This window comes from Pararhizobium sp. P1_E7 (assembly GCF_056405855.1).
In genome coordinates this window covers 16,958-32,390 of sequence record NZ_JBFUBH010000006.1, presented here as the reverse complement: position 1 = coordinate 32,390, position 15,433 = coordinate 16,958, and the positions used below count along the sequence as shown (strand labels likewise).

General features: G+C 61.1%; 16 protein-coding genes. 5 read left to right on the top strand and 11 right to left on the bottom strand.

Going from position 1 to position 15,433, the window contains the following annotated elements:
* Positions 1-68: 68 nt before the first annotated feature.
* The 5 genes from glyS to AC1D17_RS08760 all read right to left on the bottom strand — a co-directional run bounded on the left by glyS (position 69) and on the right by AC1D17_RS08760 (position 7,137).
* Positions 69-2,183: a glycine--tRNA ligase subunit beta gene (gene glyS, locus AC1D17_RS08780; protein WP_477565020.1), complete on the bottom strand. Its 2,115-nt coding sequence runs from the start codon at positions 2,181-2,183 to the stop codon at positions 69-71.
* Positions 2,184-2,316: 133 nt separating this feature from the next.
* Positions 2,317-3,117 (bottom strand): DUF1194 domain-containing protein, encoded by an 801-nt coding sequence (locus AC1D17_RS08775; protein ID WP_477565019.1) that lies wholly within the window; start codon positions 3,115-3,117, stop codon positions 2,317-2,319.
* A gap of 61 nt (positions 3,118-3,178) precedes the next feature.
* On the bottom strand, positions 3,179-5,122 hold the full coding sequence (locus AC1D17_RS08770; protein ID WP_477565018.1) for a DUF2207 domain-containing protein: 1,944 nt from the start codon (positions 5,120-5,122) through the stop codon (positions 3,179-3,181).
* Between the two features lie 44 nt (positions 5,123-5,166).
* The gene (locus AC1D17_RS08765; RefSeq protein WP_477565017.1) at positions 5,167-6,435 is read right to left on the bottom strand and encodes a 3-phosphoshikimate 1-carboxyvinyltransferase; all 1,269 of its coding nucleotides are present in this window, start codon (positions 6,433-6,435) and stop codon (positions 5,167-5,169) included.
* 153 nt (positions 6,436-6,588) lie between these two features.
* Positions 6,589-7,137 carry a LemA family protein gene (locus AC1D17_RS08760; RefSeq protein ID WP_477565016.1) on the bottom strand — a complete coding sequence of 183 codons (549 nt, stop codon included), beginning with the start codon at positions 7,135-7,137 and terminating at the stop codon, positions 6,589-6,591.
* Between the two features lie 206 nt (positions 7,138-7,343).
* Here AC1D17_RS08760 and AC1D17_RS08755 point away from each other — a divergent pair, with 206 nt between their 5' ends.
* The gene (locus AC1D17_RS08755; RefSeq protein WP_477565015.1) at positions 7,344-7,541 is read left to right on the top strand and encodes a hypothetical protein; all 198 of its coding nucleotides are present in this window, start codon (positions 7,344-7,346) and stop codon (positions 7,539-7,541) included.
* 58 nt (positions 7,542-7,599) lie between these two features.
* On the opposite strand, the gene AC1D17_RS08750 is transcribed toward AC1D17_RS08755, so the two are convergent.
* Together AC1D17_RS08750 and AC1D17_RS08745 are read right to left on the bottom strand one after the other, a co-directional pair.
* A complete protein-coding gene (locus AC1D17_RS08750; RefSeq protein WP_477565014.1) occupies positions 7,600-7,938 on the bottom strand; it encodes an antibiotic biosynthesis monooxygenase in 339 nt (112 codons plus the stop codon).
* Positions 7,939-8,209: 271 nt separating this feature from the next.
* A complete protein-coding gene (locus tag AC1D17_RS08745) occupies positions 8,210-9,172 on the bottom strand; it encodes a glycine--tRNA ligase subunit alpha (RefSeq protein ID WP_477565013.1) in 963 nt (320 codons plus the stop codon).
* Between the two features lie 173 nt (positions 9,173-9,345).
* On the opposite strand from AC1D17_RS08745, the gene AC1D17_RS08740 reads away from it, so the two are divergent.
* Both AC1D17_RS08740 and AC1D17_RS08735 read left to right on the top strand, forming a co-directional pair.
* Positions 9,346-9,621, top strand: coding sequence for a hypothetical protein (locus AC1D17_RS08740; RefSeq protein WP_477565012.1), 276 nt, complete (start codon positions 9,346-9,348; stop codon positions 9,619-9,621).
* A 5-nt stretch (positions 9,622-9,626) separates the two neighbouring features.
* Positions 9,627-9,944, top strand: a complete 318-nt coding sequence (locus AC1D17_RS08735; RefSeq protein WP_477565011.1) for a type II toxin-antitoxin system RelE/ParE family toxin — start codon at positions 9,627-9,629, stop codon at positions 9,942-9,944.
* 2 nt (positions 9,945-9,946) lie between these two features.
* Here AC1D17_RS08735 and AC1D17_RS08730 read toward each other — a convergent pair whose 3' ends face one another.
* The 4 genes from AC1D17_RS08730 to AC1D17_RS08715 all read right to left on the bottom strand — a co-directional run bounded on the left by AC1D17_RS08730 (position 9,947) and on the right by AC1D17_RS08715 (position 12,205).
* Positions 9,947-10,135 (bottom strand): hypothetical protein, encoded by a 189-nt coding sequence (locus tag AC1D17_RS08730; protein ID WP_477565010.1) that lies wholly within the window; start codon positions 10,133-10,135, stop codon positions 9,947-9,949.
* Positions 10,136-10,162: 27 nt separating this feature from the next.
* On the bottom strand, positions 10,163-11,029 hold the full coding sequence (locus AC1D17_RS08725; RefSeq protein ID WP_477565009.1) for a S49 family peptidase: 867 nt from the start codon (positions 11,027-11,029) through the stop codon (positions 10,163-10,165).
* Between the two features lie 82 nt (positions 11,030-11,111).
* Positions 11,112-11,882: a tRNA1(Val) (adenine(37)-N6)-methyltransferase gene (locus AC1D17_RS08720; protein WP_477565008.1), complete on the bottom strand. Its 771-nt coding sequence runs from the start codon at positions 11,880-11,882 to the stop codon at positions 11,112-11,114.
* Between the two features lie 101 nt (positions 11,883-11,983).
* Positions 11,984-12,205 (bottom strand): putative signal transducing protein, encoded by a 222-nt coding sequence (locus tag AC1D17_RS08715; RefSeq protein ID WP_477565007.1) that lies wholly within the window; start codon positions 12,203-12,205, stop codon positions 11,984-11,986.
* Between the two features lie 109 nt (positions 12,206-12,314).
* On the opposite strand from AC1D17_RS08715, the gene AC1D17_RS08710 reads away from it, so the two are divergent.
* Both AC1D17_RS08710 and AC1D17_RS08705 read left to right on the top strand, forming a co-directional pair.
* The gene (locus AC1D17_RS08710; protein ID WP_477565006.1) at positions 12,315-13,331 is read left to right on the top strand and encodes a polyprenyl synthetase family protein; all 1,017 of its coding nucleotides are present in this window, start codon (positions 12,315-12,317) and stop codon (positions 13,329-13,331) included.
* A 268-nt stretch (positions 13,332-13,599) separates the two neighbouring features.
* Positions 13,600-15,429 carry a tetratricopeptide repeat protein gene (locus tag AC1D17_RS08705; RefSeq protein ID WP_477565005.1) on the top strand — a complete coding sequence of 610 codons (1,830 nt, stop codon included), beginning with the start codon at positions 13,600-13,602 and terminating at the stop codon, positions 15,427-15,429.
* Positions 15,430-15,433 lie beyond the last annotated feature (4 nt).

Genomic DNA, 15,433 nt, shown 5'->3' with positions numbered 1-15,433 from the left:
GATCCAGATATTCAAGGATCTTCATGCCTCAATAGTAACACATACGTCACCATTGACAAGTATTCCACTCACCCAGAAATCTTCGAGAAATCCGCAACCGTTCCCGTGGCCGCGCGGATCAGGCCGAGCAGGGCGAGGCGATTGGCGCGGATGGCCGGGTCTTCGTCATTGACGAGAACGTCGGCGAAGAACTGATCGACCGGGCCGCGCAGCTTCGACAGCGCCTCCATGGCGACGCGGAAGTCTTCACCGGCGATGGCAGCGCTTGCCTCGGTGGAGGCTTGCGTCACGGCGGCATAGAGCGCCTTTTCGGCGTCGAGCTTCAGCAGCACCGGATCGACGTTGGCTGCGACCTTGGTGCCCTTCTTTTCCTCGGCGGCCAGAAGCTGCGTGGCGCGCTTGGTGCCGGCAAGCAGGTTGAGGCCCTCTTCCGAGGTGACGAAAGCCGTCAGCGCCTCGACACGGCGGGCAACCATCAGCAGGTCGTCGGCGTCCGGTGTCAGAACGGCATCGATCAGGTCGTGGCGTGCGCCGAGATCGCGCAGGTAGACTTTCAGGCGGTCGTGGAAGAAGGAGAGGAGGTCTGCGTCCTTCACAATCATTGAAAGCGGCAAACGTACCTTCCGCTCCAAGAGAATCCGCACAACGCCTAGTGCCGCACGGCGCAGCGCATAGGGGTCCTTCGACCCCGTCGGCTTCTCGTCGATGACCCAGAAGCCGATCAGCGTATCCAGCTTGTCGGCCAGCGCGACCGTCAGACCGACAGCGTCGGCCGGCAGGCGGTCGGACGGGCCCTGCGGCTTCCAGTGATCCTCGATCGCGGCGGCGACGGAGGCGTCCTCGCCCTGCAGAGCCGCATATTTGCGGCCCATGATGCCCTGCAGCTCCGGGAATTCGCCGACGGCTTCGGTGCGCAGGTCCGCCTTTGCGAGTACGACAGCGCGGTCAACCAGCTTCGGGTCGGCACCGGTCACCTTGGCCAGTTCGGCGGCCAGCGTGCGGATGCGCTGGACGCGTTCGCCCTGCGTGCCCAATTTGGCGTGGAAGGTGACGTTCAGCGCGTCGAGCTTGGCCATGCGCTGGTCGAGCGGCTTCTTCAGGTCGAGATCGAACTTGCTGGCTGACGCTTCGAGGGTCTCCAGATCCGGCAGGTCGCCCTGGTCGCGGGTCCAGAAGTGCTTTGCGTCGGAAAGACGGGCGCGCACCACTTTGCCGTTGCCGTGGATGATTTCCTTGCCGCCGTCCTTCGCCTCGATATTGGCGACGAGAATGAACTTGTTCGACAGGGTTTCCTCGCCCGGTCGGCGGGTGACGAAACATTTCTGGTTGGTCTTGATGGTCAGCCGGATGATTTCCGACGGGATCGCCAGATAGTCTTCCTCAAACGAGCCCATCAGCACCTGCGGCCATTCGACCAGGCCGCAAACTTCTTCGAGCAGCGCCTCGTCCTCGACCAGTTCAAGGCCGCTGGCAAAGGCGATGTTGGCGGCGTCGGCGGCGATGATCTGCTTGCGGCGCTCGGCATCGAGGATGACCTTGGCCTTTTCCAGCTTCTCGATGTAATCGGCAAAGCGGCGCACGGTGATTGCCTCGGGCGCATGGAAGCGGTGACCGTAGGTGACGTTCGACGCGGTGATGTCACCGACCGTAAACGGAATCACGTGGGTTTCCTCGTGTTCCGGACCAAACAGGCAGATGATCGACTGCAGCGGCCGCACCCAGCGAAGCGCACCCGGCTTGGCCGACGCTGCGCCCGAGCGCATCGGATTGCCCCACGGAAAATTGCGGATGATGCCGGGCATCACCTCGGCGATGATTTCTTCGGCCGGGCGGCCGGGCTTGACGATGTGGGCGACATAGAAATCGCCCTTCTTCGGATCGCTATGGACATGCGCCTGACTGATCGAGGTGAGACCCGCACCACGCAAAAAGCCTTCGATCGCCTTTTCGTTGGCGTCGGTGCGCGGGCCCTTGCGCTCTTCGCGGACATCGGCCGAGCGGGTGTTCAGGCCGCGAATATCGAGCGTCAGCCGGCGCGGCGTCCAGTATTCCCTCGCCCCCTCATAGGTCAGCCCCGCCTCGACCAGTGCATCGGTCAGGAGCTTCTTCAGATCACCGGCAGCCTTGCGCTGCATACGGGCCGGGATTTCCTCGGAGCGGAGTTCAAGCAGAAGATCGGGCATCAGATTTCTTCCTCACCCTCGCCGCGATGGAGAGGGTCGGCACGCGGTGCCGGGGTGGGGTGAAAATGGCTGGCTTCTGCTAGCAAAATTTGCCGTTGCTGCACAATGGCAAAAATGCGATCCCCGGCCCCACCTATCTCCCGATCGAGCGTTCCTGCATCTCCTCGCCAATGAAGCAGTTATACGGGGGCTTATACTGAACGGGGATCGCTTGTGCCGATGGCGCTCGACGCGTGCTCACCTGCACGCCCGATATTTCTGCGAGAAGCTTGGCCAATATCGCCGGGGGAAACTGCGAGACATCCGAAACCTTCACGATGAAAGCCCCGGCGCCGCCGATGACGCATTGCTCATAGTAGGCATCGATGTCCGGGATTGAAGCGGAGTCCGGCGCGGTGCGCAGCTGGATCGGCAGCCCATTGATAACGATGCCCTGAGCGACCGTGGAATTGCGCGCGACCGGCGCGGGGACGCCCGCGTTGTTGGGCCCGTCGCCGGAAATGTCGATCACCCGCCGGGTCGCGTTGAAACCGCTCGTCCAGAGGAGTTTTCGGGAAACGGCAAGTGTGTTGGAAATCGAGGTGAAGGAAATGCGCCGGATCGGCCGCAGGCGCAAAGCCTCCGAAAAGCGCTTCGCACTCGGTTCGTCGTCGATGAGGGTCCATGATAATAACTGAACGGCCGCCCCGCCCCACTCGACGTAGGTCACCGCTATCCTGCCCAGAGGGCCGCTTCGAATGGCCTCGACAATTTCCGGCCGCCGGAAGGCAGCGACATAGCCCTCTCGCTGAACACGAAGCTCGTTCATCTCTACGGAATAGGAAACATCGACGGCTATGACAAGCGCGAGATCAACAGAAACCGGCGAGGTTTCGGCGGACGCGCCGCCGCTCGACAGCAGAAAGGAAGTGACAATCGCCCATCTCGGTAACATCGCCGCCATCCACGGTTATGACTTCCCGAAATATAGCGCACCGGTGGCCTGTTCTCGAGAGCTACCAGCCGCCTCCACCGCCGCCGCCTCCGCCACCGCCGGAAAAGCCGCCGCCGGTGGAGAAGCCGGAGGATGAGGAGCTGGGTGGCGGGGGGAGCGATGAGGTCATGGTGCTGGCCATAGAGCCCGCAAAACCACCCATGCGGTCACCGAAGGAGCCGGCGGCAAAGCTATCGCCGTTGTACCAGGCCGGCTGGTAGGCAGCCGCACCGGCAGCGGCAGCGGCAAGCCAGCGATCGAAGGTTTCCGACCAGGGCTTTTCGACGCCCAGCGCAACCGCATAGGGCAAAAGCTTCTCGAAATGCTGCGGCGACATTTCCGGCGCACCGGCCATGTTCATCCGCTCCTTTTCGGCGAGCGTCAGATATTGCCGCAGGCCATCGATGCCATCCATCATCTTCGAGCCGATCGGGGTCGGCGCACCCATCAGATGGAAGAACAGCATGTTGACCAGCACCAGCCCGCCGACGCCGATCAGCAGCGGCACCTGATGCTCCGTCACCGCCATGGTGACGACCACCGCCAGAACGCTGAGCGCAGCGGCGGCAACGAAAAAGGTCAGGAAGGCGGCCGCGATCAGCAAGCCGATGCGCGCAAACAGGCTGCCTCGTTTATTGAACAGCTTGCCGATGGCAAGCGCAAACAGCGAGATGACCACCGAAGCAACCACCGGCAGAAGCACCAGCGCCACCGTTGCGCCATCGACAAGGCCCGCGATGAAAATGGCAAGCAGGAACAGCACCGAAAGCACGATGCCGCCGACCACATAGGTGGTGTTGGCATGGTAGTATTTGTTGCGGTGTTCCTTTTCCATGGCGTTGCGGAAATCCGCGCCGGCCCTCTGCACCGCCGGGCCATTGTCCCTGTCGATCGTCAGCTCGCCGCCATGGCGCTGTACCGCCGACAGAACCGCCGCTTCGCCGGTCGGGAGCGACGCCGGCTTTGCCTTGTCGGTGCGGGTGATAACCAGCGAATTCTTGAAGTCTTTCAGGACGATATAACCATCGACGGCGAGATTGAGAGCAGCGGCGGAAAGGGCCGTCCAGCCCTGACCGGAAAACCCCTTATTGTCGATGTAGTTGACCAGGGCCGGGGAGATCCCGTCCGGAGCATCCCAGCGCGGCACGACGACGCCGCGGGCGGGATCGCGGCCGACCTTCAGCCACATACGCGAATAATAGAGGGCCGCGATCACGAAGCCGGTTATTGCCAGGATCGGCGGCAGGTGGTCGTAAAACCACCAGGCCCTTTCCTGCGATACCGAGGGTGGATCGATGCTGCCCTTCGGCATCTTGACGGCGATGGTCAGCCCCTCGTTCGCCTCAAGGCGGCGCGTCGTGGTGAAGACCAGGCGGTCGCCATCCTCGAGCGCGCGGGCATTCTTGCCGGTCGCCCCCTGGCGTCCGGTGAAGATATTCAGCGCTTCGGCCTTCACGCCCGCAGGCAAGGTAACCGTGGCAGATGCTTCCTCGATCGGAAACGCCCACGCGTTACCCGTCACATTCCAGTAGAGTTCATCGTGATCGGGAAAATAGCGGATCTGGCGTGCGGTCTCGTAGGTAAACTGGAACGTATGTTCACCATCCGGCAGGAAGACATCCTTGTCGCCGGTATAGATACGGATACCGCTGCTGATCCCTTCGGTGCGATACGGCTCCTCAGCGCCGTCCCGCTCGACGGAGATAAGCTTGAAATCAACCTTGACGGCCCGGCCGTCTGCGTCGGTCACCATCAGCGGAAAATCGCGGTAGATGCCGCGCTTGATGCGGCTTCCCTCGACATTGGCGGTGATCGTTTCGGTCACGGTCAGCACGCCGCTCTTGGCGACGTCGATGGCCGAGTTATAGGCGGTGAAAACCTCGTCGGCCCGAACAGGCCCGGCGAAAGCGAACAGGACGGTCAGGAAGAAGGAGAGCCATCCCAGCGCCGCAATGACACGTTTCATGCGATCGATCCCTCTGCGGCCATTTGACCGTATATTCCGTCCGGTTAAGGCCGGTCGCCCTCAAGCCCAACGCCGAGCGAGGCAAGCTCGTCCCAATAGCGCGGATAGGTCTTGGCGACGCAGCCGGGGTCGAGAATGGTGATGCCGTTGATCTTCAACCCCGCCAACGCGAAGCTCATGGCAATGCGGTGATCGGCGAACGTGTCGATATCTGCCGGCAGCATCTGGCCGGCAAGCGCCGGGTCGGAGGCGACGAGCAGATCATCGCCCTCCTCGATGGCGAGGCCAGGGCGGATATTGGAGAGGCCAGTGGAGAGGGCGCGAATGCGGTCGCATTCCTTGACACGCAGGTTTTCGATCCCGACGAAGCGCACGGGCGTCTCGTTGAAGGCGGCAAGCACGGCAAGCGTCGGAATCGCGTCCTGCATCTGCGAGCCATCGATGATGGCGGGCATATGCGGGAAGCTGGCGATCACGTCATGAGCTTTCGCATCGGGCTGCGAGAAGGATGCTGCCGCAACGCCAAGGTCGATCCGGCCGCCGGTCAAAACTTCCGCCGCCCAGAGATAGGTTGCCGCGGAGGCATCGGGCTCGATCAGATAGTCGGTGGCGTGATAGCCGGTCGGGGCCACCTGCCAGATCGACGGGCTGAGCTGGGTCACCTCGGCACCGAAGGCCTTCATGGCGGCAACCGTGAGATCGATATAGCCGCGCGCGCCGATTTCCTCGCCGGCAAGCTCGATGTTCACCGGGTGTGAGGCCCCGGCCGCGGCCATCAGCAGGGCGGAAACATACTGGCTGGAAAGGCCTGCATCGATAGTGACATGATCCTTTGCAAAGTCGCCTGTGCCGGAAACGGTTACCGGCGGGCATCCGGTTTCGGCTTCCACCGTCACGCCGAGCGAACGCAGCGCAGTCACCAGCGGTGCGATTGGCCGCTTGCGCATATGCTGGTCACCATCGACCACCACCAGGCCGTCGACAAGAGCGGCAGCGGCCGTCAGAAAGCGCGTCGCGGTACCGGCATTGCCAAGGAAGAGCGGTTTTTCAGGCGGCAAAAGCTTGCCGGATCCGGTGACGATGAATGTCGTATCGTCCGGCTCGGAAATCTCGACGTCCATGGCGCGCAAAGCATCGGCCATGTAGCGGGTGTCGTCACTCTTCAATGCACCGGTCAACCGGCTGGTGCCCTTGGCAAGACCAGCCAGAAGCAGCGCCCGGTTGGTGATCGATTTCGAGCCGGGCGGGCTGACACGTCCCTCAAGCGGATGGCCGGGCGGAAGGATCGTCAGTTTCTGGTCTGCGGCGTTCATGCTCTTGTCTCTTCATGCCTTCAGCACTGCCCGTCCCTGGCCGCGCGTGCTCTATCGATTGTGGACAGCCGTCTACGACGGAATGCCGTTTCGGGCAAATTTAAAGTGCTACAGCGACCTTTGCGCGTCGTGAACGACGCGGGGTGCTGTCGGTCAAAACTTCACCACCGGCACGGCGCGGTCGGCTTCGTTGGTGATCTCGAAAAAGGCGGCCTTGGCAAAACCGAAGGGGCCGGCAATGAGGTTTGACGGGAAGCTTTCAACCTTGACGTTGAGGTCTCGGGCGGCACCGTTGTAATAGCGGCGGGCCATTTGCACTTCGCTTTCGATCTCCTCCAGCGATTGCTGCAACTCGGAGAAATTCTGGTTGGCTTTGAGGTCCGGATAGGCCTCCGCCAGTGCAAAAAGCTTGCCGAGCGCCTGGCTCAGCATGCCTTCCGCCGCAGCGCGCCCGGCGATATCGCCCAAGGGAACGGCCTGCGCCTTGTTTCTGAGTTCGACGACCTGCTCAAGCGTCCCCTTTTCATGGGCGGCATAGCCTTTGACGGTCTCGATCAGGTTGGGGATCAGGTCGGCGCGGCGCTTCAACTGCACGTCGATGCCGGACCATGCCTCTTCCTTCACCTGCCGCGCCTTGACCAGGCCGTTATAGATGACAATCAGGTAGAGGATCACGACCGCCGCAATGGCCAGACCAATCATCAAAGTTTCCTTCCGCAAGCTCGATTTTTCCGCAGCTTAAGGATCGAACGCCGCCGTTGAAAGACAAATTTCAACCGCCCGCTTCACCCCCGTCACTTTTCCCGTTTCAGCCGCAATAGCATGTTCCGCCGGGAACCGCGCGACGGCGGCGCTTGATCGATAGTGGAGGCATCAGATCAACGCCGAACCCGCAAAGTACCGGACCCATGAAAACGCTCGCAGCCCTCGTCAACGTCATAGCCTTTTCGGCCTTGTTTTTTGCCTATGCGAGCATCAGCACAACCGAAAAGCCGGCAGGCGTTCGCCGCGCATTGCAGACCTATGCCGGCCAGCTGCCGACCGGTACTTTCCCGACCGAAAAGCCGGTCTGGCAGATCGGCGTCGAGGCGAGCGACCTGATTTGACGGTTGTTTTCTGCACCGGGCACCCTTGCAGCAAAAGCGGCAAGCCCGTTGCCGGCATTCAGATATCGATATTGCGATAGAGCCCCATATCCGCCTTGACGCCCAGGCCGGCCATCATCTGCTGCCGGTCAATTCCCGCGTCGCGGTCGAACGCAGCCATGGMGGCGACGATGCCATCGATCACCTGCGGCCCTGAAAATTCTATGAAGGCGACAAAATTGAACACGCCCGGTCCGGATTGCTGCTCCAGAATGCGATCGGTCACAACCCCCTCATGCTGGCGCAAGACTGCATGGGTCTTTGCCATCAGATCGAGAAATGTACCGCGGCTTTCTGCCGGCACCGAAAACTTGTTGATACGATAAAGCGGCTTGCTGCCCGATTGCGGAATGTTCATCTGCATCTCTTTTCATGAGCGGGCGCCCAGTGCGGCCCGGCAGATGCAGTTCTAGGACCTCAAGTAAAGTTTAGGTCAATGGCACTTTTACCGATTTCTTCAAAAATGAACCTGTCTGTTCCTGGACACCCCCAGGGCTCAAGGGCTTATCTTTCAGGGGCAGCCTAACCTGCTCCATTCCATCGCGCTTTCCGGTGAAGCGGCCGTTTCCGGGATCTGCCCGAAACAGACGACCGCCACGCGCCGTTCTCTCGCGCGTTAGGTCCGACTGTTAGGCAGCGTCTTTTGCCAGATTGATGCCGCCCGCATCCGTCAAAAGGAATGCCTCGCCGCAGGCCGTCGCCAGCGTGCGCACGCGCAATATGTAGCTCTGGCGCTCCGTCACGGAAATCACGCCGCGCGCATCGAGCAGGTTGAACACATGGCTGGCCTTGATGCACTGGTCATAGGCCGGGAAGACGCATTTGTGCAGGGCTGCATTGGCGCCAGTATCGGGCGCTCCGGCAGCCAGAAGCGCCAGGCATTCCTTTTCGGCGTCGACGAAATGCTGCAGCAGCATCGCCGTGTTGGCATATTCGAAATTGTGCCGCGAATATTCCTGCTCTGCCTGCAGGAAAACATCGCCATAGCTGATCTTCTCGTCGCCTTCGCGGCCGTTGAAATTCAGGTCGTAAACATTGTCGACGCCCTGGACATACATGGCCAGGCGCTCGAGCCCGTAGGTCAGTTCACCCGAAACCGGCGAGCACTCGATGCCGCAGACCTGCTGGAAGTAGGTGAACTGCGAGACTTCCATGCCATCGCACCAGCATTCCCAGCCGAGACCCCAGGCACCCAGCGTCGGGCTTGCCCAATCGTCCTCGACAAAGCGGATATCGTGCAGCAGCGGATCGAGGCCGATGGCCGCCAGCGAACCGAGATAAAGCTCCTGCAGGTTCGGCGGATTGGGCTTCAGGATGACCTGGTACTGGTAATAATGCTGCAGCCGGTTCGGATTTTCGCCATAACGGCCATCCGACGGACGGCGCGATGGCTGCACATAGGCAGCGCGCCAGGGTTTTGGGCCAAGCGCCCGCAATGTCGTTGCCGGATGAAAGGTGCCAGCGCCAACTTCCATGTCATAGGGCTGCAGAACCGCGCATCCCTTGTCCGCCCAGTAAGCGTGCAGCGTCAGGATCAGCGCCTGAAAGGAGCGCTTGGGGTTCATATGGTCCGGGAGAGCGGCGGCGGTCATGGCATCAGTCCAGGTTGGATGTATCTGGCTGTCTGGTGCCATGATGGGCGCAGAGGGTCAAGGGGCGTGCCAATTCGGTGAAACATAAGTATCTGCCGTGCGCGCATATCCCCGTCTCGTTGCAGACAATTCACCCCTTGTGATAGGCTCGTGTTGAAACAAGGGATCGGCTTATGACTGTCAAGATCGCTATTGAACTGGACGACACCCACCGTGAATTCGCGGAAAAAATGGTGAAGGATGGGCTGTACCCGTCGATCTCAAGTGTTGTTCAAGCCGGCATTGAGCAGATGATGGAGAACGATGCCATTCCTGCCGATGCATTAGCGGGAATGGCGGACGAAATCCGCAGCCGGATGGAACTGCCGAGGGATCAGTGGATACCTTGGGATGGAGACCGTCTTTTCGATGACGTCAGGAGCAAGCTTGCTGAGAAATATAAAAGCTAGTTGCTATGGTTTACCTCATTGTCAAGCACCCGTTCATTGATCGGGATATCTATGACATAGCCGATCTCGTCGCGAGCTATGCGGGACCGGATGTCGGCTTGGCTAAGGCAAACGAGATCGTTCGGGTCATCGACAATCTTGCCGACTTTCCGCACATTGGCTCACTGAGGAACGAATTTCTACCTGGATTACGGGCGATTCCTGCCGGCGAAAAGGGCGTGGTTTGCTTCACTGTGAATGATCGCGATCAAAGCGTCCTGATCATCTGCGTGACCTACGCAGGTGCCGATTGGATGGCGCGCGTCAAGGAACGCAAAGAATAACATCACTCCGGCTTCTTCAGCCGGTATTCCCCCGTCACCGGGTCCTTGACCAGCGTGCCCTGCGTGCCGGTTTCCTCACGGCGGCGGGCCTCCTCCTGGCGGCGGCTGAGTTTTTCCGCGTCGGCGACGAACTTGCGGTAGCCCGCCCAGGCGACGGCTGCAAACAGCAGCAGTAGAATCAATTGCGGCATGAGCCCTCCCCCGTTTCCGTTAGATCACTAAAGGCCGAAGCGGCCCCATAATGCTCTTTCCTCCGCCACCTCGGCAAGGCCGGAAACGGCTGAAGCCGCGAAGCGTTCGGCCATTGCGCCTGCCAGCGCTGCACCGGGCTGGCGGCGGCCGAACAGGCCGCGCGACGCGGAGACAAGCTGCAACTGCGTCTTTGGGCCAAAGCGTTTCTTCAGCTCGCCGCGCATGTCGCCGAGGCTATCGACCAGCCCCAGTTCCTGACCGCGCTTACCGGTCCAGAACAGGCCGGAGAAAATGTCGGGCGTATCGGCCAGCAGATGGCCGCGCCGCGCCTTGACCATGCCGATGAAGACGTCGTGGATCTCGAGCTGCAGGCCCTTGAGGAATTCGATATCCCTTTCCTTTTCCGGCTGGAAAGGATCGAGCATGACCTTGTTGGACCCGGCGGTATAAACACGCCGCTCGACGCCGATCTTCTTCAGCATCTCGGGAAAGCCGAAACCGCCGGAAACGACGCCGATCGAGCCGACGATCGAGGTCGGATCGGCAATGATCTCGTCGCCAGCCAACGCGATCATGTAGCCGCCGGAGGCCGCCACATCCTCGACGAAGATGATCACGCGCTTCTTCTTTTCCTCCGCCAGATCACGGATGCGCTGATAGATCAGCCGCGACTGGACGGGCGAGCCGCCGGGAGAATTGATCGAAATGGCAACGGCCGGCGCGCCCTTCATCGAAAAGGCTTTTTCAAGCACCGGCGCGATCGCCGCCAGATTGAGCGGCGGCCGAAACTGGCTGCCGCCAGCCATGATCGCACCATGCAGCCTGACGACCGGGATCGTCACGCYATCCCGGCGAAAACGCCTCGGCAACAGCTTCCTCAACAGTCCGGCCATCTGAACTCCCTGCATTCATGCAATCCTGTGTGTGTTGGCATGTATGCATTGGCGCGGCAAACGCAATGGCTGACGGCCAAAATCATCGCCGGCGGCAATAGGCTGTGCGGCCGTTGTTCAGATCGTCGACGAAACCGGCGAACTTGTGTGTCTCTTCCTCATGCACGATCAGCGGCGCCCGCAGCGTCAGCCGAGCGCGGCTTTGCTTGATAGCCGTGACCAGGATGCGAACGGCATTTTCACCGGCGCGCGGATGCAAGGGCGTGATTTCGATCCCGCCGAAACGGCGACCGCAGGCCGAAATGATCTCAGCGATCGATTCCGGGCGGGCGATTAGGGACAGCTGTCCGCCCGGTCTGGCGATGGCGCCCGCCGTTCTGATCCAGATGTCGAACAGGCCCTCGGTCATCGCATGCGCCTCGGCCTTCAGGGTATCGGGCGTCTTGCGGTCCGAGGCATCGTTGAAGGGCGGGTTCATGATGACGTGATCGAAGCTGTCATCGGCAAGGCCCGCTGCAACCCTTGCCCGGCCCGTCAGCGACACGTCGGCCTCGAGAACGGACACCCGGTTGCCCAAGCGGGCGTTTTCCGCAAGCGCAAGGCTTCGTCTGGCAAACTGCGCCATCAACGGCGACCGCTCGACCAGCAGCACCTCGGCATTCTCCAGCCGCGAGGCAACCGCCATCCCGGCCGCGCCGGCACCTGCACCGAGATCGGCGACACGGCACGGCTTGTCCGGGGCAACCAGCGAGGCGAGCAGCATCGCGTCGACGCCGGACCGGTGTCCCTGCCCCAGTGGCTGGATCACCTGGAACCGTCCACGGTGAAAGCTGTCGATGGTTTCGGTGGTCATAGGGCAGAAATCCGGAAACGTTTGCATTCTTGGTAGCGATACCCCCTTCCGTCCCTCCGGGACAAAGGGACGTGACGAGGCGCGAGCGACATGGACTGCACTTAATCCCGCAATTCCGCCTCAAGCCCGGCATCGATCAGAATCTGCCTTGCCTCCTTTGCGTCGTCCTCATCGACGAGAAACCGGCGGGGCAACAGGCCGAGCGAACCTTCAAGAATGCTCATGCCTTGATCGGCAATGAAGCAGCCGATACCGGCATCCTTCATCAGACTTTCGGCAAACGAGAGCACGACGGCATCGTTGGTACGGATCAATTCCTTCATTCTAAGTCGTTTTCCTGCCTTATTTGAGCAAGCGGGACAATTCGCCTCTTGCCGCCACAAGCCCCCCTTTCTATTGTCCGAACTGGAATTTGAACAGGAGTCCCTTGTGTTGGGCGTAGTGATACCGCTGGAAGACAGCAAAAACAAACAGGCATCGGTCAAGCCGCTCGTCGACCTGACGAAGGCGGACATGGAGCGCGTCAACCAGCTGATCCTGTCCAAGGCGGGATCCGACGTACAAATGATCCCGGAAGTGGCCAACCACCTGATCTCCTCCGGTGGCAAGCGCCTGCGCCCGATGCTGACACTCGCCTCCGCGGCCATGTTCGGCTTTACCGGTGATGCGCATATCAAGCTCGCAACGTCCGTCGAGTTCATGCACACGGCCACCCTCCTGCACGACGACGTGGTCGACGAGAGTGATCTGCGGCGCGGCAAATCGACGGCACGGATGATCTGGGGCAATCAGGCCAGCGTGCTGGTCGGCGATTTCCTGCTTGGTCAGGCTTTCCGCATGATGGTCGATGTCGGCTCGCTGGATGCGCTCGACGTGCTTTCCACAGCCGCTTCCGTCATCGCCGAAGGCGAAGTCCTGCAGCTGTCCGTCGCCAAGAACATGGAAACGACGGAGGATGACTATCTGTCCGTCATTCGCGCCAAGACGGCGGCCCTGTTTGCAGCGGCGGCCGAAGTCGGCCCGATCGTCGCCAAGACCGACAAGGCCAGCCGCAACGCGCTGAAATCCTACGGGATGAATCTCGGCCTCGCCTTCCAGCTGGTCGACGATGTGCTCGATTACGGCGGCAAGRCCGCCGATCTCGGCAAGAACACCGGCGACGATTTCCGCGAAGGCAAGATCACCCTGCCGGTCATCCTTTCCTATCGCCGCGGCACGGCCGAGGAGCGCAGCTTCTGGCGCGAGGCGATCGAAGGCGGCAAGAGTGACGACCAGAACCTCGAAAAGGCGCTGGGCCTGATCACCCGTTATGGCGGCCTGACCGACACCATCGCCCGGGCGCAGCATTACGGCACGATTGCTCGCGATGCGCTGGCGCCGCTGCCGGAATCCCCCTGGAAAGACGCGCTTCTCGAGGTCATCGATTTCTGTATCGACCGGGTCAGCTGATCAAGCCAGCCAAGGTTATCCGACAGGCTTCTAGGAATTTCTTGCCGCACTGCGCCAAAAAAGCCATTCTATCCCTTCATGCTCCGGTTGCCGTCGAGCGGCAGTCACGATGATGTGTGCGGAACTTGACGGCGGGATGTCGAATTGCGTTTTGCCTTGCGTTCAAACCGATTCCGGTTTGCCGGGTTATGCGTTATTGATTTGGGACTGATTCCGCGCGAATCCGGCGTCGGCGCCAAGGGGCGTCACCCGTAACGAAAGGCTTGTCATGCGGCAAATACACCTTCTTCGCCTGCTCAGCGGTGCAGCTTTCCTGGCCTTGGCGTCCTTTTCCGGCGCCACCCAGAGCTATGCCGAGGAAAAGGCTGCCGTGGAGGAAAGCAAACCTTTCGACCTGAATTCGGTCAACAGCTTCTCCGGCGCATTTCTTGCCGCCAGGACCGCCGATGTCGATCACGATCTCGATACGGCGACCAAGCTCTACCGCACGGCGCTTGAGTTCGAACCCGATAATGTCGATGTCAAACAGCGCTTGATGATCACCTCGTTGATGAACGGGGATTTCGACAGCGGCGCCAAGATCGCCGAAGAACTGAAGACGGATAGCTCCGTCGAGCGCATCACCACGATCACCCGCGCCGTCGAGGCAATCCGCAAGCGGGAATATCGCCACGCGCAAAAGATCCTGAACTACGAAGGCCCGAACGATCTCGACCGGCTGATGAACGGCCTGTTGCTCGGCTGGGCGAAGGCCGGCGAAGGCAAGCCGAAGGACGCGATCGCCGAGATCGAGGCGATGGAAGGGCCGGACTGGTTCCGGATCTTCAAGTCCTACAACGAGGGCGCCATTGCACTTGCCGCAGGCGACAAGGCCACAGCCCGCTCCAAGCTGAACGACGCCGTTCTCGACCGCGAAGGCGGCAGTGCGGCACCCGACACGTTCATGCGCGCCGTCGTTGCCCTTGCAAAGCTTGAGGCACGCGACGGCAACAGGCAGAAGGCGCTCGATGCGGTTTCCGTTGGCGAAGGTTTCATCAGCAATTATGCACCGCTGAAGGCGCTGCGCACCAGCATCGAACAGGGCAAGCCGCAGGAACAGCAGGTCCGCAGCGCCACGCAGGGTGCCGCCGCCGTACTCTTTTCGATCGGCGCGGCGCTGAACCGCGACGGCGCGGAAGATATCGTCTCGCTCTACCTGCAGACCGCCCGGGCGCTGGATCCGGAAAGCGCCGACATCCTGGTGATGCTTGGCGGCATCGCGGAAAACCTGAAGAAGCCCGAGCAGGCCATTGCGCTCTACAAGAGCGTGCCGGAAAACTCACCGATGCGGCGGCTGTCGGAAATGCAGCTCGGCCTGAGCCTCGCCTCGATCGGCAAGGTCGATGAAGCCAAGCAGCATCTGAAGGAACTGATCGAGCTCGATCCGAAGGATGTACGCAGCTACCTTGCTTATGGCAGCGTGCTGTCCGACGCCAAGGACTACAAGGAAATGGGACTGATCTACGACCGCGCCGTCGAGGCGATCGGCCCGGTTCCGCAGCGCAGCGACTGGACGATCTTCTTCCAGCGCGGCATCGCCTACGAGCGCCAGAAGATGTGGGACAAGGCCGAGCCGAGCTTCAAGAAGGCGCTGGACCTCAACCCCGACCAGCCGCAGGTCTTGAACTATCTCGGCTATTCCTGGGTCGATATGAACATCAATCTGGAAGAAGGCCTTGGCATGATCCGCAAGGCCGTCGATCTGAAGCCGGATGACGGTTACATCGTCGATTCGCTTGGCTGGGCCTATTTCCGGATGGGCCGCTTCGATGACGCCGCTGTCGAGCTGGAGCGTGCCGTCGAGCTGATGGCCGGCGATGCGACCATCAACGACCATCTGGGCGATGCCTACTGGCGTGTCGGCCGCAAGCTGGAAGCCGTGTTCCAGTGGAACCAGGCATTGGCGCTGAAGCCCGAAGAAACGGAAATCCCGAAGATCAAGGCGAAGATCGAAAGCGGCCTGCCGCCAGTCGAAGCCAAGGTTCCGGCGGCCGCGGCAGCCGGCGAAACCGAGCCGAAGAAAGTGGCCCCGGACGTCGCTGCCGGCAAGAAATCCTGATTTT